This is a genomic window from Paraburkholderia gardini, from assembly GCF_907164545.1.
GTDB classification, from domain to species: Bacteria; Pseudomonadota; Gammaproteobacteria; order Burkholderiales; family Burkholderiaceae; genus Paraburkholderia; species Paraburkholderia gardini.
The window spans coordinates 1-24,296 of the sequence record NZ_CAJQZB010000058.1 but is presented as its reverse complement, the minus strand read 5'-3'; the positions used below and the strand labels follow the sequence as shown (position 1 = coordinate 24,296).

The 24,296-nt window shown below is 62.3% G+C and carries 23 protein-coding genes and 1 pseudogene; 9 read left to right on the top strand and 15 right to left on the bottom strand.

The window, feature by feature from the left end:
• Positions 1 to 827, top strand: an 827-nt coding sequence (locus tag LPA37_RS26770; protein WP_229014158.1) for an electron transfer flavoprotein-ubiquinone oxidoreductase, incomplete at its 5' end; no start/stop codon positions are given.
• Between the two features lie 118 nt (positions 828 to 945).
• Here the strand turns inward: LPA37_RS26770 and LPA37_RS26765 are convergent.
• The 7 genes from LPA37_RS26765 to LPA37_RS26735 form a co-directional block, all read right to left on the bottom strand.
• Positions 946 to 2,580, bottom strand: coding sequence for an FGGY-family carbohydrate kinase (locus tag LPA37_RS26765; RefSeq protein WP_228982312.1), 1,635 nt, complete (start codon positions 2,578 to 2,580; stop codon positions 946 to 948).
• 27 nt (positions 2,581 to 2,607) lie between these two features.
• Positions 2,608 to 3,336: an SDR family oxidoreductase gene (locus tag LPA37_RS26760; RefSeq protein WP_228982310.1), complete on the bottom strand. Its 729-nt coding sequence runs from the start codon at positions 3,334 to 3,336 to the stop codon at positions 2,608 to 2,610.
• An 82-nt stretch (positions 3,337 to 3,418) separates the two neighbouring features.
• Positions 3,419 to 4,702, bottom strand: a complete 1,284-nt coding sequence (locus LPA37_RS26755; RefSeq protein ID WP_228982308.1) for a sugar ABC transporter permease — start codon at positions 4,700 to 4,702, stop codon at positions 3,419 to 3,421.
• 15 nt (positions 4,703 to 4,717) lie between these two features.
• Positions 4,718 to 5,521, bottom strand: coding sequence for an ATP-binding cassette domain-containing protein (locus LPA37_RS26750; RefSeq protein WP_228982306.1), 804 nt, complete (start codon positions 5,519 to 5,521; stop codon positions 4,718 to 4,720).
• A 69-nt stretch (positions 5,522 to 5,590) separates the two neighbouring features.
• On the bottom strand, positions 5,591 to 6,649 hold the full coding sequence (locus tag LPA37_RS26745) for an ABC transporter substrate-binding protein (RefSeq protein WP_228982304.1): 1,059 nt from the start codon (positions 6,647 to 6,649) through the stop codon (positions 5,591 to 5,593).
• 80 nt (positions 6,650 to 6,729) lie between these two features.
• On the bottom strand, positions 6,730 to 7,701 hold the full coding sequence (locus LPA37_RS26740; RefSeq protein WP_228982302.1) for an AraC family transcriptional regulator: 972 nt from the start codon (positions 7,699 to 7,701) through the stop codon (positions 6,730 to 6,732).
• Between the two features lie 466 nt (positions 7,702 to 8,167).
• On the bottom strand, positions 8,168 to 9,193 hold the full coding sequence (locus tag LPA37_RS26735) for a substrate-binding domain-containing protein (RefSeq protein ID WP_228982299.1): 1,026 nt from the start codon (positions 9,191 to 9,193) through the stop codon (positions 8,168 to 8,170).
• 256 nt (positions 9,194 to 9,449) lie between these two features.
• Here LPA37_RS26735 and LPA37_RS26730 point away from each other — a divergent pair, with 256 nt between their 5' ends.
• The 3 genes from LPA37_RS26730 (at position 9,450) to LPA37_RS26720 (ending at position 11,975) form a co-directional block, all read left to right on the top strand.
• Positions 9,450 to 10,508, top strand: a complete 1,059-nt coding sequence (locus tag LPA37_RS26730; RefSeq protein WP_229014157.1) for a fatty acid desaturase — start codon at positions 9,450 to 9,452, stop codon at positions 10,506 to 10,508.
• Positions 10,509 to 10,523: 15 nt separating this feature from the next.
• A complete protein-coding gene (locus LPA37_RS26725) occupies positions 10,524 to 10,847 on the top strand; it encodes a non-heme iron oxygenase ferredoxin subunit (protein WP_229014156.1) in 324 nt (107 codons plus the stop codon).
• A 93-nt stretch (positions 10,848 to 10,940) separates the two neighbouring features.
• Entirely contained in the window at positions 10,941 to 11,975 is a 1,035-nt protein-coding gene (locus LPA37_RS26720) for a sugar ABC transporter substrate-binding protein (RefSeq protein ID WP_229014155.1), read from the top strand.
• Positions 11,976 to 12,183: 208 nt separating this feature from the next.
• Here LPA37_RS26720 and metE read toward each other — a convergent pair whose 3' ends face one another.
• The gene (metE, locus tag LPA37_RS26715) at positions 12,184 to 14,475 is read right to left on the bottom strand and encodes a 5-methyltetrahydropteroyltriglutamate--homocysteine S-methyltransferase (protein WP_229014154.1); all 2,292 of its coding nucleotides are present in this window, start codon (positions 14,473 to 14,475) and stop codon (positions 12,184 to 12,186) included.
• 110 nt (positions 14,476 to 14,585) lie between these two features.
• Here metE and LPA37_RS26710 point away from each other — a divergent pair, with 110 nt between their 5' ends.
• The 3 genes from LPA37_RS26710 to LPA37_RS26700 all read left to right on the top strand — a co-directional run bounded on the left by LPA37_RS26710 (position 14,586) and on the right by LPA37_RS26700 (position 17,554).
• Positions 14,586 to 15,494 carry a LysR substrate-binding domain-containing protein gene (locus tag LPA37_RS26710; protein ID WP_228982289.1) on the top strand — a complete coding sequence of 303 codons (909 nt, stop codon included), beginning with the start codon at positions 14,586 to 14,588 and terminating at the stop codon, positions 15,492 to 15,494.
• A 183-nt stretch (positions 15,495 to 15,677) separates the two neighbouring features.
• Positions 15,678 to 16,748 carry an MBL fold metallo-hydrolase gene (locus LPA37_RS26705; RefSeq protein ID WP_228982403.1) on the top strand — a complete coding sequence of 357 codons (1,071 nt, stop codon included), beginning with the start codon at positions 15,678 to 15,680 and terminating at the stop codon, positions 16,746 to 16,748.
• Between the two features lie 146 nt (positions 16,749 to 16,894).
• Positions 16,895 to 17,554, top strand: a complete 660-nt coding sequence (locus LPA37_RS26700; protein ID WP_229014153.1) for a glutathione S-transferase family protein — start codon at positions 16,895 to 16,897, stop codon at positions 17,552 to 17,554.
• A 122-nt stretch (positions 17,555 to 17,676) separates the two neighbouring features.
• Here the strand turns inward: LPA37_RS26700 and LPA37_RS26695 are convergent, their stop codons facing one another.
• Positions 17,677 to 18,285: a TetR/AcrR family transcriptional regulator gene (locus LPA37_RS26695; protein WP_228982284.1), complete on the bottom strand. Its 609-nt coding sequence runs from the start codon at positions 18,283 to 18,285 to the stop codon at positions 17,677 to 17,679.
• A gap of 178 nt (positions 18,286 to 18,463) precedes the next feature.
• Between LPA37_RS26695 and LPA37_RS26690 the strand changes: the two genes are divergently transcribed.
• Positions 18,464 to 19,495: a saccharopine dehydrogenase family protein gene (locus LPA37_RS26690; RefSeq protein WP_229014152.1), complete on the top strand. Its 1,032-nt coding sequence runs from the start codon at positions 18,464 to 18,466 to the stop codon at positions 19,493 to 19,495.
• Between the two features lie 126 nt (positions 19,496 to 19,621).
• Here LPA37_RS26690 and LPA37_RS26685 read toward each other — a convergent pair whose 3' ends face one another.
• The 3 genes from LPA37_RS26685 to LPA37_RS26675 are packed head-to-tail and all read right to left on the bottom strand — an operon-like array spanning position 19,622 to position 21,256.
• Complete coding sequence (locus LPA37_RS26685; protein ID WP_228982276.1) at positions 19,622 to 20,332, bottom strand: RNA polymerase sigma factor; 711 nt, start codon at positions 20,330 to 20,332, stop codon at positions 19,622 to 19,624.
• Positions 20,333 to 20,352: 20 nt separating this feature from the next.
• Entirely contained in the window at positions 20,353 to 20,700 is a 348-nt protein-coding gene (locus tag LPA37_RS26680) for a cupredoxin domain-containing protein (RefSeq protein ID WP_228982402.1), read from the bottom strand.
• Between the two features lie 22 nt (positions 20,701 to 20,722).
• Positions 20,723 to 21,256, bottom strand: coding sequence for a DUF4142 domain-containing protein (locus LPA37_RS26675; protein ID WP_228982274.1), 534 nt, complete (start codon positions 21,254 to 21,256; stop codon positions 20,723 to 20,725).
• 393 nt (positions 21,257 to 21,649) lie between these two features.
• On the opposite strand from LPA37_RS26675, the gene LPA37_RS26670 reads away from it, so the two are divergent.
• Entirely contained in the window at positions 21,650 to 22,702 is a 1,053-nt protein-coding gene (locus tag LPA37_RS26670) for an alpha/beta fold hydrolase (RefSeq protein WP_228982273.1), read from the top strand.
• An 89-nt stretch (positions 22,703 to 22,791) separates the two neighbouring features.
• On the opposite strand, the gene ppnP is transcribed toward LPA37_RS26670, so the two are convergent.
• The 3 genes and pseudogenes from ppnP to LPA37_RS26655 all read right to left on the bottom strand — a co-directional run.
• Positions 22,792 to 23,112, bottom strand: a complete 321-nt coding sequence (gene ppnP, locus LPA37_RS26665) for a pyrimidine/purine nucleoside phosphorylase (protein WP_228982271.1) — start codon at positions 23,110 to 23,112, stop codon at positions 22,792 to 22,794.
• Between the two features lie 156 nt (positions 23,113 to 23,268).
• Positions 23,269 to 23,973 carry a hypothetical protein gene (locus tag LPA37_RS26660; protein WP_229014151.1) on the bottom strand — a complete coding sequence of 235 codons (705 nt, stop codon included), beginning with the start codon at positions 23,971 to 23,973 and terminating at the stop codon, positions 23,269 to 23,271.
• Between the two features lie 162 nt (positions 23,974 to 24,135).
• Positions 24,136 to 24,296 (bottom strand): annotated as a pseudogene (locus LPA37_RS26655) (porin); the annotation flags it as partial.

The following is a 24,296-nucleotide window of genomic DNA, read 5'->3' as shown; positions in this document are numbered from 1 at the left end:
CGCCGTTCGAGGAGTTCCAGCGCTACAAGACGCATCCGTCGATCCGCGCGTTTCTCGAAGGCGGCAAGCGGGTGTCGTACGGCGCGCGGGCGATCACCGCGGGCGGGCTGCTGTCGCTGCCCAGGCTGGTGTTCCCGGGCGGCGCGCTGGTCGGCGACGATGCGGGTTTCCTGAACGCCTCGCGCATCAAGGGCTCGCACGCCGCGATCAAGACCGGCATGCTCGCCGCCGACGCCGCGTTCGACGCGGTGCAGGCGGGCCGTCAGGCCGATGAACTCGCGGCCTATCCGGAAGCGTTCAAGACCTCGTGGCTGTACACCGAGCTGTACCGTGCGCGCAACTTCAAGCAGTGGATGAGCAAGGGGCTGTATCTGGGCACGCTGATGGTGGGGCTCGAGCAGAAGGTGCTGGGCGGCAATGTGCCGTGGACGCTGCATCACCGGCATTCGGATCACGAGATGCTCAAGCCCGCGTCACAGTGCAAGCCGATCGTGTACCCGAAGCCGGACGGCAAGCTGACGTTCGACCGGCTCTCGTCGGTGTTCATCTCGAACACGAATCACGAGGAGAACCAGCCGGCGCACCTGACGCTCAAAGACCCGTCGGTGCCGGTGAACGTGAATCTGGCGACGTACGCGGGCCCGGAAGCACGGTACTGCCCGGCCGCTGTTTATGAGTTCGTGAAGAACGACGACAACACGGAGCGGCTTGTGATCAACGCGCAGAACTGCGTGCACTGCAAGACGTGCGACATCAAGGACCCGACGCAGAACATCGTGTGGGTCACGCCCGAAGGTGGCGGTGGGCCGAACTATCCGAATATGTGATCAGTCCGGCGGACACGTACACATGAGCGCCAACCGGTCTTTCACATGCACGTCTTTTGCAAAGAGATCACGCGACGGGATGGATGCCTGCTCACGCGGCACTCCCGTCGTCGCGGTTCTAGCGGATTTCCCTCGCCACACCCTGCAACTTCGTGAACGCGCGAAACCGTGCCTCGTGCCGCGCCGCGATGTCACCTGCGGCCGGCTCGTAGGTCTTGCTGATATGCGACATCCTGGCCATCGCCGAGCGCACATCGTCGAACTGGCCGCCCGCTACGCCGCCCAGCATCGCGGAGCCCAGCAGCACAGGATCTTCCGCCTGCGTGGCGAGCAGAGGCTTGCCCGTCGCATCCGCGAGCAGTTGCCGAACGAGATCGAGGCGCCCAGCGCCGCCGCTGATCACCACCCGCGCGATCGGCGCACCGGCCATCGCCTGGGTTTCGATGATCTGGCGAAGGCCGTAACCAATACTGCAGAGGCCGGCAATGTAGAGCGCGACCAGGCTATCCAGGTCGTCTTCCATGGTGAGGCCCGCGATCACCGCTCTCGCGTGCGGATCGGCGAACGGCGCGCGGTTTCCGAGAAACTCCGGCACGACATGCAGCCCGTTCGCCAGCAACACAGCCTCCGACGAACTGTGCGCCGTCTGCGCGGCGAGAGCCGCGAGCATGACCGGCAGCGACTGCCCAGCCTGTTCCGCCTTGCGCTGTGCATCCGGGGCAGCGGGGTGCATCGAGAGCAGCCGTTCGATCGCCGCGCCCGCCACCGATTGCCCGCCCTCGTTGAGCCATGCATCGGGCACCATCGCCGAAAAATAAGGCCCCCACACGCCGGGCACGAAGACCGGACTGCGGGTCGTGGTCATCGTGCACGACGAGGTGCCGAAGACGTAGCCAAGACAGGACTCCGGCTCGCCATCGGCGCCCACCGTGCCGATCCCGCCGGCATGGGCATCGATCACGCCCGTGGCGACCGGCGTTCCGGTGCGCAGGCCGAGTTCCGATGCGGCTGTTGCCGTGAGTCCGCTGCCGAGCGGCGTTCCGGCATCGACGACGCGCTCGCCGATGCGCGCAAAGCCCTCGTCCGCCAGCACGCCGAGGCCGATGGTGCGGAAGTAGCTCTCGTCCCAGCGTCGCTCATGCGCGAGATAGGTCCATTTGCAGGTCACCGTGCAGGTGGATCTGGACAGATCCCCGGTCGCGCGCCAGGTCAGGAAGTCGGTCAGGTCGAAGAACTGCCATGCGGCCTCGAAGACCTCCGGCCGGTTCTCGACGAGCCACAGCAGTTTCGGTGTTTCCATTTCCGGCGAAATCTTGCCGCCGACAAATTTCAGCACCTCGTGGCCCGTCGCGTTGATGCGCTCCGCCTGCTCCACCGCGCGGTGATCCATCCACACGATGATGTCGCGCTCCGCCTGCTCCGACGGGCCCACGGGCAAGGGCTGGCCGCCCGCGCCCAGCACGACGAGCGAACAGGTGGCGTCGAACCCGATGCCCGCGACCTGATCGGGCGACACCGCGGCCTGCGACAGCGCATCCTTCACGGAATCGCAGACGGCATTCCAGATCTCGCCGCTCGACTGTTCGACGATCGAGCCGCTCGCATGGAACAACGTGATGTCACGCTTCGCCGAGGCCAGCATGCGTCCGGCAACGTCGAAGATTCCAGCGCGGGCGCTGCCCGTGCCGACGTCAACGCCGATCACATAACGTGTGCTGCCGGTCGTGCCGGCGGTTGGGTTTTCTGAGGTCATGGCTCACTGTCGGTTATGTGAGGCGTTTCAGAGATCGACGCTGTTCGGAAGGATCACGATATCGCGGATGGTCACGTTGCGCGACCGCGTCAGCATGAAGAGCACCGCTTCGGCGACCTCTTCGGGCTGCATCAGGCTGCCTGAGGCGAGTGCTTCCTCCATCTTCGCTTTCGGCCAGTCGTCGAGCAATGCGGTGACGACCGGGCCGGGCAACACCCCGCCGACGCGCACGCCATGTTTGGAGAGCTGCCGCCGGGTCGTGTGAACGAAGGCCTGCACCGCGAATTTCGACGCCGTGTAGATCGGTTCCCACACGACTGGAACCATCCCCGCGATGGAACTGGTGAAGACGATATCGCCCGATTTCCGCGCGATCATGTGCGGCAGCACGGCGTGAACCGACCGGAATGCGGCGTTGACGTTCAGGTTCAGCACGCGATCCCACTCGTCCGGATTGCCGTCGACCACTTCGCCGCCGACGTAAGCGCCGGCATTCGCGTGGAAGATGTCGAGGCCGCCGGCGAGATCGAGGATTTTCGGCAGCATCGCGGAGACCTCCGCCGGCTTCAGCAGGTCGACGACCAGCGGCAGCGCGTTCGGGCCCAGTTCCTTGCAGAGTGACGTAAGCCTGTCCTCTGCACGGTCGACCAGAACGACCTTCACGCCTTCCGCGATCAGTGCGCGCGCGCAGGCAAGGCCGATACCCGATGCCGCACCCGTGATGGCGGCAATCTTTCCCTTCAAGGATTCAGTCATCTACTTTTCTCCTGTGTTGACCGGAGTTAGCGCTTCAGCGCTTACTCCGGTCCCATGCAAATCGGTTGCGGTATCGATGGAACTACGCGCGGCCATGCGAGACGCGGGACTGCCGGGCGAGCGAGTCGACGATCACCGCGATCGCCAGCACCGCGCCGGTGATCATGAAGCGCAGCGACGACGACAGGTTCAGGAGAGTCAGCCCGCTCGCAATCGACTGGATCACGATAATGCCCAGCACAGCTGAATACGCGCTGCCGCGGCCGCCAAAGAGGCTGGTGCCGCCGATCACGGCCGCCGCGATGGCGTTCAGGTTCACGTCGCCGCTGCCGGCCTGCTGGCTCGCGGAGGCGAGCCGCGCGGCCGTCAGCACGCCGCCGAGCGCGGCGAGACTGGCGCACAGCACGAAGGCGCTGGTGTAGATGGCGTCGACCTTGATGCCTGCCCGCCTCGCGGCCTCGTGATTGCCGCCCACTGCGTGCATCGACCGGCCCCAGCGCGTCCTCTTGAGCGCGTAATCCATCGCGACCGCGATGCCGAGGAAGACGCCGAACATCAGCGGAACACCCCGTCCCTGGTTCAGGTAGGCAACCACCGCTTCCAGCAGCACGGTGATAGCCACGCTGCGCACGAGCAGGCTGCTCACCGAGGGCGCCGAGAGACGGGACGCGCTGCGGCGCTCGCGTGTGCGCAGCCCGAGCACCAGCATCACGACACCCGGCGCCAGTGCAAGAAGGTAGGAAACGACGGCGGGGATGATGATGAGTTGCCCGAGGTTCACCATCGCCGAGCCGTACGGCAGGTTGATCGATCCGGTCGCGCCGAGGACATAGAGTTGCAAACCGAGGATCGCCAGCAGCCCGGCCAGCGTCGCGACGAAGCTCGGCATGCCGAGGCGGTTGAGCAGCAGCGCGTACAGGACACCGACGAGCGCGCCAACGGCGACGGCGGCGACGATGGCCAGCAGCACCGGCCAGCCGTGATTGACCCACAGCATCCCGACGAGGGCCGACGCGAAGCCGCTCATCGAGCCCACCGACAGATCGATCTGTCCCACCATCAGCACGCAGACGATGCCGAGCGAGATCACACCGACCGTCGAGCAGTCGAACAGCAGATTGACCAGATTGTCGGCCGAGAGGAACACCGGGTTAAGACTGGTGAACACGGTCCAGATAATGATCAGGCCCGCGATGACCGGCAGCGCGCCCAGATCACCCGAGCGCACCCGCGAGACGAAGGCGGCGACGGCGTCGCCAATCCCGGTGACGTGCTTGACGCGGATATCGCTGCGGTCGAGGAGCGTGGACGGCTGTGGCGCGCCTTGCGTTTCAGGCGGGGAGCCGTCTTTTATTTCGTTGCTCATGATCGTTCCTTTGGTTCAGACGCCCTGTTCGGCCTGGCGCCGGCCGGCGCGACGTGACACCGCGTTCTCGGTGGCGCCGGTGATGGCGGCCACCAGTTCTTCATTCGACGAATCGGGATAGAAGACACCGTTGTTGCGGCCGAGCCGCAGCACCACGATCCGGTCCGCCACGGCGCGAACGTCCTCCATGTTGTGGCTGATCATGATGACCGCGTGGCCGCGGTCGCGTACCCGCTCGATCAGGTTCAGCACCTCGGCGGTTTGCGCCACGCCGAGCGCCGCCGTCGGTTCGTCGAGCATGATCAGCTTCGGGTCGAGCAGCAGCGAGCGGGCGATCGCCACGGTCTGGCGCTGGCCGCCCGACAGCGACGCGACCACGTCGCGCACGCTCGGGATGCGGGCCGACAGCTCGTTCAGAAGCGTCCAGGCCTTCACCTCCATGGCGACCTCGTCGAGACGCAGCGGATTCAGCTCGCGCCCGAGGTAGATGTTCGCGACAACATCGAGGTTTTCGCACAAGGCAAGATCCTGGAACACCGTGGCGATGCCGAGGTCGAGCGCCGCGCCCGGATTGGAAAGCGTGACCGGCTGGCCGCGGAACGTGATCGTGCCGGTGGTGGGTTGATGGACACCGGCGAGCACCTTTACCAGCGTCGATTTTCCGGCACCGTTGTCGCCCACCAGCGCGACGACTTCGCCGGCATGCACGTCAAGCTCGATGTCCGTCAGGGCCGAGACCGCTCCGAAGTTCTTCGAGACGCCGCGCAGGCTCAGCACCAGTTCGCCGGGCCCGGGCCGTGTTGTGGAGTTGTCAGTCATTTGACGGATACCTCATGATAAGTAAGGAGACCCGGCGCGAGCCGGGTCCCATCCGGGCTTCGCGCCGGATCAGTTCGTGATGCCGAGCTTCTTGCACCCTTCGGCATAGCGGTCGGTGCACAGATCCTTCGAGCTCGCGAAGCCTTTGTCGACCACTTCCGCCTTGAGATTCTTCGCCGTGATGACCGCCGGCTTGAAGAGCTGGGACGGCGTATTGAAGAGCGTCGTTTCACCCTTCGGCGTCTGGCCCGACAGGAAGCCGACGGCCACCTTCGCCGCCGCCGCCGCGACGATCTCGCTCGGCTTCAGGATCGTGTTGTACTCGTCGCCCGCGATGATCAACTGCAATCCCGCGATCGTCGCGTCGTTGCCGGTCACCGGCGGCACCGGGTTCACGCCAGCTGCCTTGAACGCCGCGATGGCTCCGCCGCCCGTGCCGTCGTTGGCGGCCACGACACCGACAATCTGCGAGCCGAAGCGGGTGATCTGACCGCTGACCCATTGCTGGGCTTTCGGCGGCGCCCAGTCCGGTGTGTCGTACTCGGCCAGCGTCTTGTAGCCGCTGCCCTGCAACCCGGCATGGATGCCCTTCTTGATCAGTCCCGCCGCCGCGTCGGTCGGCGAACCGTTGACCTCGAGCACGCCGCCCTTGCTGGTCGGCACGCCCGTTTCCTTCAGGTGCTGGACGAGCGACTGCGCGATGGCGCGGCCGATGTTCTCGTTGTCGAACGACACGTAGTAGTTGGCGGGCGTCGAAGGGACGGGGCGGTCATAGGCAATCACCTTGATACCCTGGCTCTGCGCCATATGGACGAGCGACGCGGCCGCTGTCGAATCCACCGGGTCGAGGACGATCACCTTCGCGCCCTGTGCGATCACCGAGTTGAACTGCTGCTGCTGCATGGCGACGTCGGCATTGGCGTTCTGGTAGAGCACCTTGCAGTCGGGGCAGAGCTTGCTCATTTCGGCCTTGAAGCCGGGGAAGTCGTGCTGTTCGTAGCGCGTCGACGCCTGGTCGGGCATCAGGAAGGCAACCGTGCCACTGGGCGCGGCCATGGCCGCCGTGGCGCTCATCAGGCTGAGGCTCAGCGCGCTGGCGCGGATCAACTGGTTCGAAAGGCTGGTCATCGAGTGTCTCCGTTTTTAGTAAGATTCCGGCGTGGTGCCGCCGTGGTTGAACCGCGGGTGAGACTTGTTGTTGAACTTCGTTAGTTCGCGTGACGGTGCCTGGAAAAGTGCCAGTCATGCGATTCGATCGCGCTGGCAGCATTGAGCTGCTGACAGGCGCGCCATCGCGAAGGCGACATGTCCTTTTGCAGCAGGAACTGCCGGTTAAAGTTCGAGAGATTATTAAAGCCGACCTGGTAGCAGATATCCGTGATATTCAGTTCGCCCGCCATCAGCAACTGGCACGCCAGATTAATGCGCAGCCGGTTCACATACTGCACGAAGGGCACGCCGGTATGCCGCCGGAAATATCGTGAGAATGCGCTGACACTTTGTCCCGTGAGTTCGGCCAGCTCCACTTCGCGCAACGCCTGCGACAGGTTCTTGCCGATATAGGCAAGCACGTGATTGATGCGGGTCTCGGCATGGCGTGCCGGATCCGCATGATGAGCGGCACTCGCCAGCTTCACCGGCTCCGCGCCTTGCACGAGCAGGTCGAGCAAGGCAAGAAACAGTGTGATGCGCCGCACGCCTTGTGCAGCCAGCATTTCGCGCATGACCGGTTCGGCGGCCGCGCCCGTTTCCGCTGTGAACAGCACGCCCCACGCCGATGCATCGAGTAAGGATTCCACGCGCCTGATCTCCGGGAACACCGCGATGGCGCGTGCGACAAACCCGGCATCGAACTGCAGGATGAGGCAGCGTTCATCCACATGCTCGCCTTGCGGCACATTGCTGACCCAGTTGTGCGGCAGGTTCGGTCCTGTCATCACGAGATTGCCGGGCGCGAAGTCGCCGATGTAATCGCCTACGAAGTATTTTCCCGTCGTCGATGTAATGAGCTGGATTTCGTATTCAGGGTGGAAGTGCCAGCGCACCGTGCGATAGGGATAACCATGCGACCACACCTTGAACGACTCATCGTGCGGCACGGCGACCAGTTCCAGATCGGGCTGGACGATCCTGGCGCGACGCGTGTCCGTATGCGCGCTGGCAGCCCGAATGGTGTGCATCTGTCTTCCTCCCGATCCATTTTTTTCGGGCGGTTCGCGTACACCGTATCGCGCTCCGCCATGGATGAAAGTTAGCCCTGTCGCGGAGAGATCACCACTGAAATTACAGCCGCTGACCGATACTTTATTGCATTCGGGTAAATCCTTACGGTCCCGGAAGTCAATTTCCGGTGAGTTGCGATCCGGCGCCAGAACCAGAAGTAAGGGCAGCCGGAAGTAACGACGGATTTAATTTTTCAATGCGTCACATGGGAGTTGAGCGCGTCTGGCGGCCTGTACGGCGACGGAATCCCCACCAGCCCGCGAGCGTGGTGAAACTCACCACCGGGAGCACCATCACCCAGAATCCGTGGCGGTTTTCGAAGGCGTCTGTTCGAAGTCGAACATGACATCGTCGACGACGGCCAGCAACGCATCATGCTAATGCTCGATGCACGAAGGGGCTGTCGCAACCCGTCCACGCAGGTTAATACAGTGAGTAACGGGAATGCGTTTCTATCGGGATGATCGCCTGCGCGGGAACGGCTCGACCTTCGCGCGCGGATTTCAGGTGTTCAACGGCTGTGCGCAGTAGCAGTCGCAGGTCCTGTGTCAGCAGATAGTCGATTGCGTCGGATCGCAAAAGTGGTTCCGTTATGCGGTTGACTTCGTGGGTCACGTAGATCGTGCGGCCCGTCAGGTTGCGTTCGTGCAGCGCCGCCGCCAGTCCTTCGTTTCCACCCGCCACGTTGTAGATGGCATCGAGCTTCCCGTGCTCGTCCAGAAAACGCATGGTTGCTTCATAGGTCGCGGCCCCGGAGTCCGCGCCCTTGATCACCTCCACGAGGTTCACGTTCGGGAACCGATGCCGTAACAGCGAACGAAATCCGATCTCACGATCTTCGTGGCATGTATAAGAAAACGTCGCGACGACCACGGCCACGTCCGGGGAAGTGTGCGTCTGGAGATGTCGTCCAATGAGAAACGCGGCTGACTGTCCGGCCGCCCGGTTATTCACCCCAACATACGTATGACGTGCGTCGGCATCGACGTCGGTGATCAGCGTGACAACCGGCTTGCCTGCGGTCATGCATTCGCGCAGTGCGGCGGTCGTCGTTGCGGTATTCGTGCAGATGATGCCGATGCCGTCGGTCTCCACGGCCGCCTCGCGTACCCGGGCGGCAACTTCGTCGTCGGAAGCACCGACACATGGCACGACCGCGAGATTTACGCCGGACGCGACAAATTCCGCTTCGAGGTCGGCTGCGGTGCGCGTGAGTTCGTCCGTGAATGCGTCACCTGCCTGGGCCAGCACTCTGAAATCGTAAGCGCTCTGCCTGACGCGAGCCGACGATCGTGCCGGCGAGCCCGAGGCCAGTTGCCTCAACGCCGCTTCAACGGCGCTTCGCGTGCGCGGATGCACGCCGGGCCGATCGTTCAGTGCGCGATCGATGGTTGCCCTGCTGAGCTGTGTGATCTCCATCAGCTGTTTGAGCGTCGGCTTGTCTTTCATGTGCGTCCCCACACTTGCGGGCGGACCAGGGTGTCCGCGTAGCCGTTATTTTGCCTCAAATTGAGGATATTGAGGTTTTCCGCGTTTCGACATGAAAAATCGTCCTGAAATGCCCTCTGGAATACCCTTTGTGGCTCAGAATGAGGCATATTAGTCTTTGACGTGTGCTCATTAAGAGTCTTAAATTGGCTCAACGATGGCCGATGCTTCATCCGGCTCACCGCTCGGTCAAACATCAAGCACTGAGGTGCAACTCATGTCCGTACAGCAAGGCAGCACGAAAACGATCACCATGGACGACTGGTATAAGTGCCGGCTCGACAGGAAGGTGCTCAAGGAAGTCACGCGGCGCAACGATAAGGACGCGCTGTTGCATCTCAGCGGTTTCATCGCGCTGGTCGTGACAGGCGGCGTGCTCGCATGGCTGTCGCGCGGCACGCTGTGGTGCGTGCCTGCATTCCTGCTGTACGGGACGATCTATGCGTTCGCCGAAGCGATCGAACACGAGTTGCGCCATCGCACGCCATTCCGGAGTGAATGGTTGAACGAGTCGGTCCATTGGCTCATCTGTTTCATGACGTGGCGCGAACAGGTCTATAGCCGCTGGTCGCATGCCCAGCATCACACGTACACCCATCTGACGGCGACAGTGCCAGCCGACGTCGAACTGGCGGTGACGCGGCCGCCGAACTACCTGAAGCTCGCCACCGATTTCCTGCGCGTCTCACATGGCATTCATCATCTGGGCAACATCGTTCTGCACAGCTTCGGCATCGTGTCGAAGAACGCGAAGGCGGTTGTCCCGCCGATTGAATATCGCGCGATGTGCCGCAACTCGCGCGTGATCCTCGCGCTATACATCGGCGCGATTGCGTGGGCGATCGCCGCGCACAGCTGGCTGCCGGTGGTCTTTTTGCTGCTGCCGCGCGCGTACGGTGCCTGGCTGCACGAACTGCTGGCGATCACGCAGCACACCGGACTGCGTGAGAACGAACTCGATCACCGCTTCTCGACGCGAACCCTCAAGCTGAACCGCTTCCTGCAGTTCCTTTACTGGAACATGAACTATCACGTCGAGCACCACATGTTCCCGAACGTGCCGTTTCATGCGCTGCCGAAACTGCGCAAGGCAATCGAAGCAGATCTGCCGCCCGCATACGACGGTCTCTTCAGCACATGGGGCGAAATCATTCATGTCTTCAGGATGCAGCGGCACGATCCCGATTACATGGTGACGCCACACGTTCCGGGAAAAGCGGCTCAGGCCGAAGCAGAACCGGCCGGCGATCAGCCGCTCGTAGCGCAGGCGCGTTAATCGGGGAGACACATCATGAACATTCTTCAATGGCATCACGTTTGCGCATGCGATGACATCGACGAAGAAGACGTCGTCGATTTCGAGCACGACGGCAAGCTGTACGCGATCTATCACACACCGAGCGGTTTTTACGCATCGGCGGGTCTCTGCACGCATGAGACCGCACGGCTCACCGAGGGCTTCGTGTTCGGCGAGGTGATCGAATGTCCGATGCACATGGGGCGCTTTCATATTCCCACCGGTGCGGCGAAAGGCGCGCCCGTTTGCGTGAACCTCGTCACGCACCCCGTCAGGATCGAAGACGGCAAGGTCTATATCGGCCTCGCCGACGAGTGACGCCGCGTCCTTTGTGATGTGGTTCACCTCACAAAGGCAAGGCGGGATGGGCCGGTGCGCGACATCGGCAAGCCAATCATAAAGGAGACAATCATGAAACCATCAATCCACCGGGCGTTTCGCCTGGCTGCCGTAGTATTGGGTCTCGGACTGTGCGCCAGCGCCTTCGCCGCGCCTGTCGCCCGTTTCGATTTCATCTCGCATGCGCCGGATTCGGACGCCTGGTGGAACACGGTCAAGAACGGCATCAAGCAGGCCGACACGGATTTCAATGTGGAGACCGATTACCGCAATCCGCCGAACGGCGATATCGCGGACATGGTGCAGCTGGTCAATCAGGCGGCGGCGCGCAACTATGACGGCGTCGTTTCGACGATCGCCGACTACGATCTGCTAAAGAGCGTGTTTCCGAAGCTCAAGGCGAAGAACATCCCGTTCATCACTGCGAATACAGGTACGGAGCAGCAGAGCGCCGACCTGGGTGCGTTGCTGCACGTCGGGCAGCCGGAATATCTGGCAGGCAAGGAGGCCGGGCTGCGCGCGAAGGCCGACGGCATCAAGACGTTTCTATGTGTGAACCACTACGCAACGAACCCGTTGTCGTTCCAGCGTTGTCGTGGTTTCGCGGACGCCATCGGTGCGGATATGAAGACGTCGGTACTCGATTCGGGCACGGACCCGACGGGCATCGAAGCGAAGGTAAGCGCATTTCTGCGCACGCATCCGGATACTCAGGCCGTGCTGACGCTCGGCCCGACTTCTGCTGATCCGACGATCCGCGCGGTCACCAAAATGGGCCTTGCCGGCAAGATCTGGTTCGCGACGTTCGACATCGATTCCGATGTGGCGAAGGCGATCAAGGACGGCACGATCAAGTTCTGCACCGACCAGCAACCGTATCTGCAAGGCTATATTCCCATCGCGATGCTGGCGATCATGCACAGGAATCACAACACGGACGTGCTGCAGGCACGTGCGGAACTGCAGAAGAACCCGAAGTTCATGAAGCGTCTGCAGGACTACGGTCTCAAGCCTGTGTATGAGGCGCGCAATATCAGTTCTGGGCCCGGCTTCATCACGCAGCAGAACATCGGGCAGGTGTCGGCGCTGGCGGGCACGTACCGCTGATATCGCATGAGGATCGTGCACTCCGCGAGAACGGCTGTGTCGGCGCCTGTTTCCTGTTGAGCATGCGGCCAGCCACGCGGAACGCGAGAACCGCCAGATAGCGGACGGCCACCTTCCGGTGGCCGTATACATTGACTGATTCCTTGTCCGCTGGGGCGTCGTTACCGTTAGTACCGAACGGCGCCAGCAACCCATGTAGCAAGTGACATCAGACAGCCTGACGCAGGGTTTTCGCGGCAGCCACCATGTTCGTGAGCGCCGGAATCACTTCTTCCCATGCACGCGTCTTCAGGCCGCAATCCGGATTCACCCACAGGCGTTCCGCGGGAATGCGTTCCGCCGCCTTCTTCATCAACTGAACAATATGATCCAGGCTCGGGATGTTCGGCGAATGGATGTCGTACACGCCGGGGCCGATTTCGTTCGGGTAGTTGAAGTGATCGAACGCATCGAGCAGTTCCATGTCCGAGCGTGACGTTTCGATTGTGATGACGTCCGCGTCCATATCCGCGATCGACGCGATGATGTCGTTGAACTCCGAATAGCACATATGCGTGTGAATCTGCGTTTCGTCCTTCACACCGTTTGCGGTGATACGGAACGATTCCACGGCCCACTGCAGGTATTCGTTCCACTGTGACTTGCGCAGCGGCAGTCCTTCGCGGAGCGCGGCTTCGTCGATCTGGATCACGCGCACACCGGCCTTTTCAAGGTCGAGCACTTCCTCGCGGATGGCCAGCGCCAGCTGGTAGCACGAGGTCGAGCGCGGCTGGTCGTCGCGCACGAACGACCAGTTCAGGATCGTGACCGGGCCGGTCAGCATGCCCTTCATCGGCTTGGCCGTCTGCGATTGTGCGTATTTGATCCACTCGACGGTCATTGCCTTCGGACGACTGATGTCGCCGAACAGAATGGGCGGCTTCACGCAGCGCGAGCCGTACGACTGCACCCAGCCGAACTGGCTGAACGCGTAGCCGTCAAGCTGCTCGCCGAAGTATTCGACCATGTCGTTGCGTTCCGCTTCGCCATGCACGAGCACGTCGAGACCCAGCGCTTCCTGTTCTTTCACGCTGCGGGTGATTTCGCGCTCCATCGCGGCCTTGTATCCAGCCGCATCGAGTTCACCTGCCTTGAACTGGCTGCGCGCGTGGCGGATTTCTCCCGTCTGCGGGAACGAGCCGATCGTGGTCGTCGGGAAAGCCGGCAGATTGAGGATCGCTGCCTGCTTTTTGGCGCGCTGCGGATACCCGCTCGCACGCTTGCCGAGCGCGGCATCGATGCGTGCGATTGCCGCCTTGACCGCCGGGTTATGTACACGCGGCGACGAACGACGGCTTTCAATTGCAGCAGCGTTCGCAGCGAGCGCACCGGCAACCGACGCACGCCCGTTGTTCAGTGCACCAGCCAGCACAGTCAGTTCATCGAGTTTTTGCAGCGCGAATGCGAGCCACGATTTGATCCCGGCATCAAGCTTCTGCTCGCTGTTCAGATCGACCGGCGTATGCAGCAGCGAGCACGACGGCGCAATCCACAGCCGGTCGCCCAGTGTCTGATGCAGCGGTTCGAGCCACTCCAGCGCCGCGTTCAGGTCGGTCTTCCAGATGTTCCGGCCGTTGATCGCACCAACGGACAATACCGCCGAATCCGGTAGTTGCGCCGCGACCAGGGCGACTTCATCGCGCGCATTGATCGCATCGATATGCAGGCCGTCGACGGGAAGCTGGCATGCAACTTCGAGGTTGTCCTTCAACTGGCCGAAGTAGGTCGCAAGCAGCAGCCGCACCCGGCGCGCCGACAGCGCGTCGTATGCGGTGACAAACGCTTCGCGCCACTTCGCATCGAGCTCGGCGACGAGCACTGGCTCGTCGATCTGCACCCACTCGATGCCTTGCGCCGTGAAGTAGTCGAGCAACGCTGCATACACGGGAAGGATGCGCGGCAGCAGCGCGAGCTTGTCGGAATCGTCTTTCGCCTTGCCAAGCCACAGGTACGACACCGGCCCGATGATGACGGGCTTGGCCTTCACGCCGGCTGCGCTGGCTTCCGCGAGCTGTTCGATGAGGCGCGAGGGGTCGAGCGAGAAGTTCGTTGCCGCATCGAACTCGGGGACGATGTAGTGGTAGTTCGTATCGAACCACTTCGTCATCTCGCCAGCGGCCACGCCGCCGCAACAGGCGCTGTGGTCTTCCGCGCCGTGGGCCGAACGGCCGCGCGCCACGCGGAAATAGTTGTCGAGCCTGTCGCCGTGGAAACCGCGCACCCGCTCCGGCAGGTTGCCGAGCGTGAAGCTCATGTCGAGCACCTGGTCGTAAAACGCAAAGTCGCCGACCGGAGCGAAATCCAGCTTTGCCTGATTCTCCCAGTGGCGTGCGCGAAGTTGCTTGCCGGTCGCCTTCAGTTCGTCGCGTGACGATTGACCCTTCCAGTACGTTTCGAGTGCGAACTTCAGTTCGCGTTTTGCGCCGATGCGCGGAAAGCCGAGGTTGTGTGTCGTGACCATTTTTGTACGCCGTCCAGAGGAAAGAACCTGGAAGCGATGATAGAATTTTCGAAGTATGAATAAAAATGGATTAATTTCATACATCGATTAATATACTTCATGGAGTCGCAATGCTCGAACGCAGTCACCTGATGGTTGTCAGGGAAGTGGAGCGCCAGGGCTCACTGACGGCGGCGGCCGAGGTGCTGCACCTCACACAGTCGGCGTTGAGCCATACCGTCAAGAAGCTGGAGCAGCAGCTGGGCACGCCGGTCTGGACGCGCGAAGGGCGATCGATGCGTCTCACGCAGGCAGGTCAATACCTTCTTGGCCTCGCGAACCGGATGCTGCCCCAGTTCGAGCTTGCCGAGGCGCGCGTGAAGCAGTACGCGAACGGCGAGCGTGGCACGTTGCGCATCGGCATGGAGTGCCACCCGTGTTACCAGTGGCTGCTCAAGGTCGTATCGCCGTATCTGGCGCGTTGGCCGGACGTTGATGTCGACGTGAAGCAGCGGTTTCAGTTCGGCGGAATCGGTGCGCTGTTTGGCTATGACATCGACGTGCTGGTCACGCCTGATCCGTTGAAGAAGCCAGGACTGCGCTTCGAGCCGGTATTCGACTATGAACAGGTGCTCGTTGTCGCCGAGGGTCATGCGCTGGCGCACGTGCCTTACGTCACGCCCGAGCAGCTTGGAGCCGAAGTGCTGATCACCTATCCCGTCGAAACAGACAGGCTGGACATCTACAACCAGTTCCTGACGCCGGCCAACGTCGTGCCGAAAAAACACAAGGTCATCGAGACCACCGACATCATGTTGCAGATGGTCGCGAGCGGGCGCGGCGTCGCCGCGTTACCGCGCTGGCTGGCGGAAGAGTATGCGGACTCGATGCCGCTCATGCCGCTGCGGCTCGGCAGGAAGGGCATCTCCAAGCAGATATTTCTGGGCACCCGGGAGTCGGATGAGACCATCGATTATCTGGCGGCTTTCGTCGCGCTCGCTCGCGAATCGGACTGGAGCGGCACACGATTGCGCTCCTGACCGGCGTCGTTCGTTGCGATGCAAAAACCTGACAAAGCCTCTGCGGAACTGTACGCTGCCCAATAGACCCGGTTTTACCGACTGCGGCAGTCAGTAACGAAGAAGCTGAGCAGTCCTTCTCCGGCTTCGGGACCATCAAGCCCTGCTTGCGCATCGCCTCCCTTTCTTCCAGAGCCTGCCATGCTGATCTTCCGCCAGCTTTTCGATGCCACCTCGTCCACCTATACGTACCTGCTGGGCGACAGCGATAACGGCGAGGCGCTACTGATCGATCCTGTCTACGAGCAGGTGCCGCGCGATCTGGCGTTGCTGCAGGAGTTGGGCCTGCGGCTGCGGGCGACGCTCGACACCCACGTGCACGCCGACCACGTGACGGGCGCCTGGCGTTTGAGCCAGCGCTGCGGCAGCCGTATCGCGCTCGCCGGGGCAGCTGGCGCCATGGGGGTGAATCAGCCGCTGCGCCACGGCGATCGCATTGATTTCGGAAGCCGCTACCTGACCGTGCGTGCTACACCCGGCCATACCAATGGCTGCCTGACCTATGTTCTGGACGACCAGCAGATGGCCTTCACCGGTGACAGCCTGTTGATTCGCGGCTGTGGCCGGACCGATTTCCAGCAGGGGAGTCCGCAGCAGCTGTTCGCCTCGGTGCGCGAGCAGATCCTGACGCTGCCCGACGACTGCCTGCTTTATCCCGCGCACGACTATCGCGGCATTACTGTCACCAGCGTGGTCGAGGAGCGGCGCTTCAACCCGCGCCTGGGCGGCGACGTGGACGTCGGCGACTTCATCGGCCATATGAACAATCTGAATTTGCCTCATCCGAAGCTGATGGCCGTGGCGGTGCCCGCCAACCTGCGCTGCGGCGAGCCGGATCGCGACGCGCTACCGGCGGAGACGCCGGCGTGGGCGCCACTGACGCTGCGCTTCAGCGGAGTATGGGAGATCGAGCCCATGACGCTGCTCGAGTATGCGTCCACGCTACAGATCGTGGATGTGCGTGAAGCGCCGGAATTCATCGATCGTCTGGGCCATCTGTCCGGTGCGCGGTTGATACCGCTGTCGCAGTTGATGGACCGGCTCGATGAACTGGACCGCGAACGGCCAGTGGTGGCGGTGTGCCGCTCGGGAGTGCGCTCGGCCCAGGCCAGCGTGTTGTTGTCGCGGTCGGGTTTTGGCAAGGTGGCGAACCTTGCCGGCGGCATGTTGCGCTGGAAGACGGAGGCGCTGCCGGTGGCGTCGGGCAGCGTCTGACGGTTTGCGGTGCATGTATGGCACCGGCGGAAGTTGGGCGGCCGGTCGATGTATTCAGCGTCGTGTCGATTTCCAGTGGTTTCATTCGTCGAGGAGTAAGAGGCCCGCTGAATGCGGCCGTCTATCTCTATCCTGGGAGACGCTTCATGACGCTGAAACTCTACTACCACCCGTTTTCGTCCTGTTGCCAGAAGGCACTGGTCGCGCTGTACGAAAATGCCGTCCCGTTCGAATCGCACATACTCGCCGGTCCGGACAGCCCGGCGTTTCGCGAACTGGCTGAACGCTGGTCCATGAAGCGCTTTCCGGTGCTCGTGGATGGCGAACGCACCGTCATCGAGGCGAGTTGCATCATCGAATACGTGGGCCTGTACGCGCCTGGCCTGGTGCGCCTGATTCCTGGGGACCCGCGTGCCGCACTTGAGGTGCGAACGATGGACCGCTTCTTTGACAACTATGTCTCGACGCCCCAGCAAAAGATCGTGGCTGATTCGCTTCGACCCGAAGATGCCCGTGATCCCTACGGCGTGCTGGAAGCACGGAACATGCTCGATACGGCTTATACCTGGCTCGACAAGGTGATGTCGCACCGCGAATGGGCAGCCGGCGAGCATTTCAGTCTTGCCGATTGCGGTGCCGCGCCCTTCCTGTTCTATGCAGACTGGACACATCCCATCGGCAATGCTCATCCCAACGTGACGGCTTATCGTCGACGGTTGCTGGAGCGGCCATCGTTTGCCCGGGCAGTGGATGAAGCGCGGCCGTACCGCAAGCTCTTTCCGCTGGGCGCTCCTGATCGCGACTGACCGGTGCGGTGGGAACCGCTTTCAACGGCCCGGTGTGCCATTCAACTTCGGCATCTGTCACGGCTTCGACTGTCGACGCGTATCGGGCATACCGGCGCGAAGGCGCGGCGGTATGCCTCGCGTCAGCCGGGATTGTCCGCGGCCGAGATCAGGGCGAGCGCCGCGGGCAGGAGCGGCTGCGCCGCCCCTTTTGCAAGCTGTCCGTAGACGTAGGCGCCGTCGACAAGAAGTGCGATCTGGCTGGCGAGACTATCGGGCCTGGCAATGCCGATTTGCCGCACCAGCGCACCGAGACGGCGGCGCAATTCGGCCTTGTGTCTGAGGGCCACCACCCGCGCGGGATGATCCGGCGCCGGAAACTCCGTTGCCACGTTGAGAAATGGACAGCCGCGGTATTTCGGCGTGGCGATGTCGCGAGCGATCCACTGAAGATGAGCTTTGAGCTCATCTCTGGGGGCGTTCCGGTGGCGCGTCGCAGTCTTGTCCCAGGCGACCCAATAATTCGTGTCATCCCGCTCGAGCACCGCTGCAACGAGCTCGTCCTTGGTCGTGAAGTGCCGGTAAAGACTGGTCTTCGCAACCCCTGACCGCTCGACGACGAGATCGACGCCGACGGCTCTGACACCTTCCTGGTAGAACAGATCGGCTGCTGTATCGAGTATGCGTTCCCGAACGCTGGTGGAACTGGCGGTTCCGGCTTCTTTTGCTGTGGCGAGTGTGCCTCTGCTCATGGCAAGTCCTCCTGAGAGACGTCATGTTCCGGCTTGCCGGTTACTGTACCAGATCTGTCTTGACACGCTACAGATCTGTACTCTATTCTTCGAAAAACATACAGGTCTGTAGCGTTTCGAAATAGGGAAGCCGCTGTCCCGCAGTTCGAAGAAAAACCATGACAACTGGAGTTTTGCGATGACATTAAACCGAACCGTCGCCGTCTTCGGCGCCTACGGCCATACCGGCCGCTTCGTGGTGTCTGAGCTGGTCAGGCGTGGCTGGAGACCGGTCATGTCTGGACGCGATGCCAGCAAGCTGAATGCCTTCGGAGCAGCTTATCCCGAGCTGGACATTCGACCCGCGTCGACAGATGACCCGGATTCGCTCGACCGCGCGCTTGCGGGTGCGGCCGCGGTCATCAATTGCGCGGGCCCATTCGCCAGAACCTCTGCGCCCGTGATCGAAGCCGCGCTGCGTGCGCGGATTCCTTATCTGGACGTCGCGGCGGAGATCGAGGCCAATCTGGATACGTTCGAGCAATACGCCGACCGGGCGCGCGATGCGGGCATCGTGATTGTGCCTGCGATGGCGTTCTTTGGCGGCCTGGGCGATCTCCTCGCCACGGCGGCGATGGGCGACTGGGTAGCCGCTGACGAAATCTGCATTGCTTATGGGCTCAGCAGCTGGCGGCCGACACACGGCACACGGGTTACCGGTCAGGTTTCGAGGCAGCGCAGAGACGGGCGACGCATCGTTTTTACAAAAGGGCAGATGGCATTCCGCACGGACGCCGCACCGCTGGCCGAATGGACGTTCCCTGCACCGCTCGGAAGGCAGCCGGTCGTCGGAGAATTCACGATGGCGGACACGGTGACGATTTCGCGCCATCTGAGGACGCCCGAGATCCGCTCGTACATGACGGCCGCGGCAGTCAAGGATCTGTCGGACCCGAACCCGTCGCCGCCGGCCGCGGTCGACGGAAGCGGACGCTCCGCGCAGACCTTTCTGGTCGAGGTGGTCGTGCGCTCGGGAGACAACGAACGCCGCGTGGCGGCAAGCGGGCAGGATATCTACGCGATCAGCGCACCGCTCGTGGTCGAAGCGGCTACGCGTGTCGTCAGTGGGCTGGTTCACGGAACGGGCGTCATCACCGCAGGCGAGGCCTTCGACGCACGTGACTTTCTGGAATCGCTCGGTCAGCAGCATCTGTCACTGGAGATGCCGTGAAGTCCGGATCTGTCTTCAGGAGCCTCGACTACGGCTCCGATACGCGGTTGCATGGTTCACCGCGTCTCCTTGAGATCCAGACCCAGGCAGCCACGCTATTAATTGAACGGTAGCGAGTCGAACCGGCTACTGGCTGTCGCCCGGGCCGTACTCATCCGCTATCCGCAACAGCACGCTGGTGACCACCCGGTCGCATTGAGATCCGCCAAACTCGAACAGGTCGCGCTCGGCGAGATCGATTTCCCGCGCCAGTGATTCACGCAGGAGGCTCTTCGCGCGGAAATGCCGGCTGCGCACCGTTGCCTCCGGGATGTCGAGACACTGCGCGGTTTCCTCGACACTCATTTCCTCGATTGAACGCAGCACGAAGACGACCCGGAAGGCATCCGGCAGTGCGTCCAGCTTGCGTTCGAGTAACGCACGCATTTCGGCACGTGCTACCGCGTGGTCTGGAGAATCGGAATCGTGTGCGGTCATTGCGTCAACTGCATCTTGATGAGTGCTCAAATCCACCATCGGAATCACGTTTTGACGCCGCGCCTCCCGGCGCAGGCGGCCAAAACATTCATTGAGTACCAGCCGGGACAACCAGGTGAAAAGCGCCGAGTCGCCGCGGAACTTGCCGATCGACCGGTAAGCCGACATATACGCTTCCTGCAACGCATCTTCCGCCTCCGCGTCGTTATGCAGCGTGCCGCGCGCCAGACGATACAGGCGCCGGTTGTGCCTGCGCATCAGCAGTTCGAATGCAGATCGGTCCCCCGCGACAATGCGACGGACGATCGACTGATCGTCATCCGCGAGGGGCAGCGGATATGTTCCAGCGTTGTTCGTCATGAAGTTTTCGCCAAACCGCGTTACCCGACGGTGAGTGTGCCATGCATGGTGGGGTGCAGGTTGCACAGATAAGGATAGCTTCCCGGCCGGCGGGCGATGTAGCTCCAGGAGGCGTTCGGCGCGATATTGCCCGAGTCGAACGCCTTCGAGCTTGCGCTCGCCGTGTGAGGAAACAGGTCCTTGTTGACCCACACCACGCGACTCCCGCGATGTACCTTCAACGCGGGCGGATTGAACTGCATCTGCTCGATCACGACAAAGTACGTTTCGGGCGCCGCGGCGGCGCTGGCATGCAGTGCCGCGCCGAGGAGCGCCACCTGAACGCCGGCCAGCACGAAAACGCTCCTGCGCACCTTGCCCCGGCGCATTCCGGCACCGCTGCCCCGGCGATCATCCACCGCTCTTCTCCAGTTCTGCCTGAAGATGCCTGGCGTGTTCGAGATGTGCAACAAACGCCGGCCGCACCTTTACGAGCAGCGCCTTCAGCTCTTCGTTCTGGGCCCCCGGGATCAAGGTCTTGTCGAGCGCGGCCAGCACGTTCTCGTGATAGATCACTTCATGATCGACATACGCGCGGTCAAAACCTCCACCCTTAAGCGTTTTCAGACTGGCAAGGTTTGCATCGCCGCCTTGCTTCAGGCTTTGACTTGTCGGGTTGGCCTCCGGTGTCACGCCCAGCTTGTGCACGAGATCGGTGGCGGCCTGATTGACGCCACTGTGGTCGGTGACCATTCGCTGCGCGAACGCCTTGACGTCCTTCGATCCTGTTTTCGACTCCGCGAGCTTGCCCGCGTCGATATCGACCTGATTCGCGGTCACCACGATGGCCGCGATCTGGGGATCGGTTGGGCCCGCGCTCTGCGCCCAGCCGGAGACGCTGACAAGAGCCAGTGCCCCGAACAGGGCAACGTTATTCAACTTCATGAGGTTTCTCCCGTGCAATGGTTATGTGTCTGGCTGGCCCACGCGGGCCAGATCCGCTTCTACCTGTTCCATGGACTTGGATGTCACGTCGGGAAGCCCTGTTCCCAACCGTGGCTGGAACCCGGATGGGCATCCGGTCGGATTAAAAAACGGACGAATGGAAACGTTGTGTATCGGCGTGACCGGTAGATACATTGCGACACAAACCTCGTCGAGGCCCGGGCTATAAACCGGGTTGCAACAAGCGGGTCACACACCGGTGAACTGCTAAAGCGTTCGCGTCGTCGCGGAACCGGTCATCGGTTAATCACGCTAATCGTGATCAGGATGCGAGGAGGTTTTCGCGGAATCGAATCTTTGCGTGCAGACCAACTCTCAACAGGAGAAACAAACATGTCCGAAGAAATCAACCAGAACCGCCGGCGTCTGTTTGGTATTGCAGCTGCGTCCGTTGCTGCCGCCCAGTTCGGCATGACCGGTTCCGCGCATGCGCAGGGCAGCCAGTCAAAGCAAGCAGGATTGAAAAAGATAAAACCGGGCGCGAACACGTCATTCGATGCGCCGAAGCAGATCGATGCAGGCGTGCTGAACGTTGGGTACGTGGAGGTGGGTCCCGCCAATGGTCCGGCGGTGATCCTTCTGCACGGCTGGCCTTACGACATCCACAGTTACGTCGATGTCGCCCCCTTGCTGGCGGCGTCAGGCTACAGGGTAATCGTCCCGCATTTGCGCGGTTATGGCACGACGCGCATCATTTCGGACGCGACGTTACGCAACGGCCAGCAGGCAGCGCTCGGCGCCGACGTCATCGCGCTCATGGACGCGCTGAAAATCGACAGGGCGATTCTTGCCGGCTACGACTGGGGCGGCCGCACGGCCTGCATTGTCGCGGCGCTCTGGCCGCAGCGCTGCAAGGCGCTCGTTGCCGTGAGCGGATATCTGATCGGCAGTCAGGAAGCCAATAGAATGCCGCTGCCGCCAAAGGCCGAGTACGCGTGGTGGTATCAGTATTACTTCGCTACCGAACGCGGCCGCGCAGGCTACGAAAAGAATCGGCGCGAGTTTGCCCGGCTTGTCTGGCAGACCGCTTCACCGAAATGGGCGTTCGACGATGCAACGTTCGAACGCAGTGCCGTGTCGTTCGACAATCCGGATCATGTGGACATCGTGATCAGTAATTATCGCTGGCGCCTGGGGCTCGTCGCGGGCGAGCCGCAATACGACGCGCTGGAAAAGCGGCTGGCCAGCAGCCCGTTCATCACAGTCCCCACGATCACGCTCGAAGGGGATGCCAACGGTGCACCGCATCCGGAAGCGGCGTCCTACGCGAACAGATTTTCCGGCAAATACGCGCACCGGGTAATCACCGGCGACATCGGCCATAACCTGCCCCAGGAAGCGCCACAGGCGTTTGCTGACGCAGTCATCGAGGTAGCGGCTTACTGATCGAGCGCAGGCGTCCGGCACAGGCGGAGCGTGCCCGCGCCGCCGCATGCATGCGCATGCGGCGTCGGACACCATGCGCCGGTCCGTCTTTACAGATAACTGCAGACGTAGTCGAGCGTTTCGATCACATCGATATCGAAACGACTCTTGCCGGGCACGGAGAAGGACTCGCCCGCGCCATACGTCTTCCACTCGTCACTGCCATCGAGGCGGATGCGGCACTGGCCGGCCTGCACCTCCATGAGTTCCGGCGCGTCGGTGCCGAAGTTGAGCGTGCCGGGCAGGATCACGCCGAGCGTCTTGCGCGTGCCGTCGCTAAAGAGCACGGTGTGCGAGACACACTTGCCATCGAAGTAGACGTTGGCTCGTTTGATAATGGAAACCTGATCGAATTGCGTTGTGGCCGTCATGGCGGTCTTCCTCTGGGTCATCGTGAATGGATGCGTTGACGCCGCGTCGCGGCAGCGGGCGGTGCGCGATCAGCGCGGGTTTTCGGACGGGCGCAAGCTCGCCATCATACAGACGCCCGACGGTGTGCACGACGTTGCCGTCGCGACGCCAGACGATCAGTCGACCCGGCACCAACGACCAGAATCCGGGCACACAGTGGCCTGTTCGCCGTTCAGCAAGACCTGCTCTGCATCCGGTTGCAATGAGGTCGAAGGGGCGATGTCGAAGGCAACCTTCAGCGCATGTCCAACATCGGGATCTTCGATGGGCAGCTCCCAGGTCAGGAATATCTGGATCCAGTCCTGGTCCGGCACGAAGTCGTCGACATTAAATCCGCTGCTACCGCGCCGGATGACGCCATGAGGCTGGCCAGTATCGAATATCACAGCCGTTCCCCGGGTCAGAGGAATGCGGTGACCCAAAGAGGGAAAATGCAGGTCCAGCCCCCTGTCTTCGCTCAGGAATAGATTGCAAAAGGCCGCACCGCCATATTGCGCGGCGTCATGGTGGTATCTCGCACCGCGGCAGGCCATGAGGGCGACGTCACTGGAGGCCAGCACCGAAGGCAGTCCAGACGCGCGTGTCCAGTCAGACACGGCCTGCACGCAGCGTGTGTAGTCCGGCCAGCGCACCCGCGCACGCGCCAGGGGCATGACCTCGACGTCACCGGGTTCCAGGACCATGCGCGACGATATCTCCCTTTGCCAGTCCGCAAGCAGGCGAGCAGGGGGCACAGGCACGTCGACCGTGCCTGACAGCACGACGTCGCTCACGCGTCGACCGCGGATGACGTCGCCACTCCAGAACCAGGTGGTCAGCATGTCTGGCACTCGATGCAGTTGAGGGGGCTCATCTGCATCATTGTAACGATTCCAGCGAAGCGCTTCGGCGCGACCCGACCCCAGGCGGACACCGCCTGAGCGTCATGCAAGGTTAAGGCGTTATCCAACGCCTTTCCGCATGCGCCGCAGGCGATATGCGGGTCAGAAGCGGTGGCGTATACCGACGCGGAATGCCACCTGATCGTCGGCGCCCGTGCCTGATGGGCCAAAGAAACTCGTGCTCGAACCGATCTGTGCCTGCACGTCGCCGGTTGCCGCGTTGTGACCCGACGCCTGCTGGTAGATGCCGAGCACGTACACGT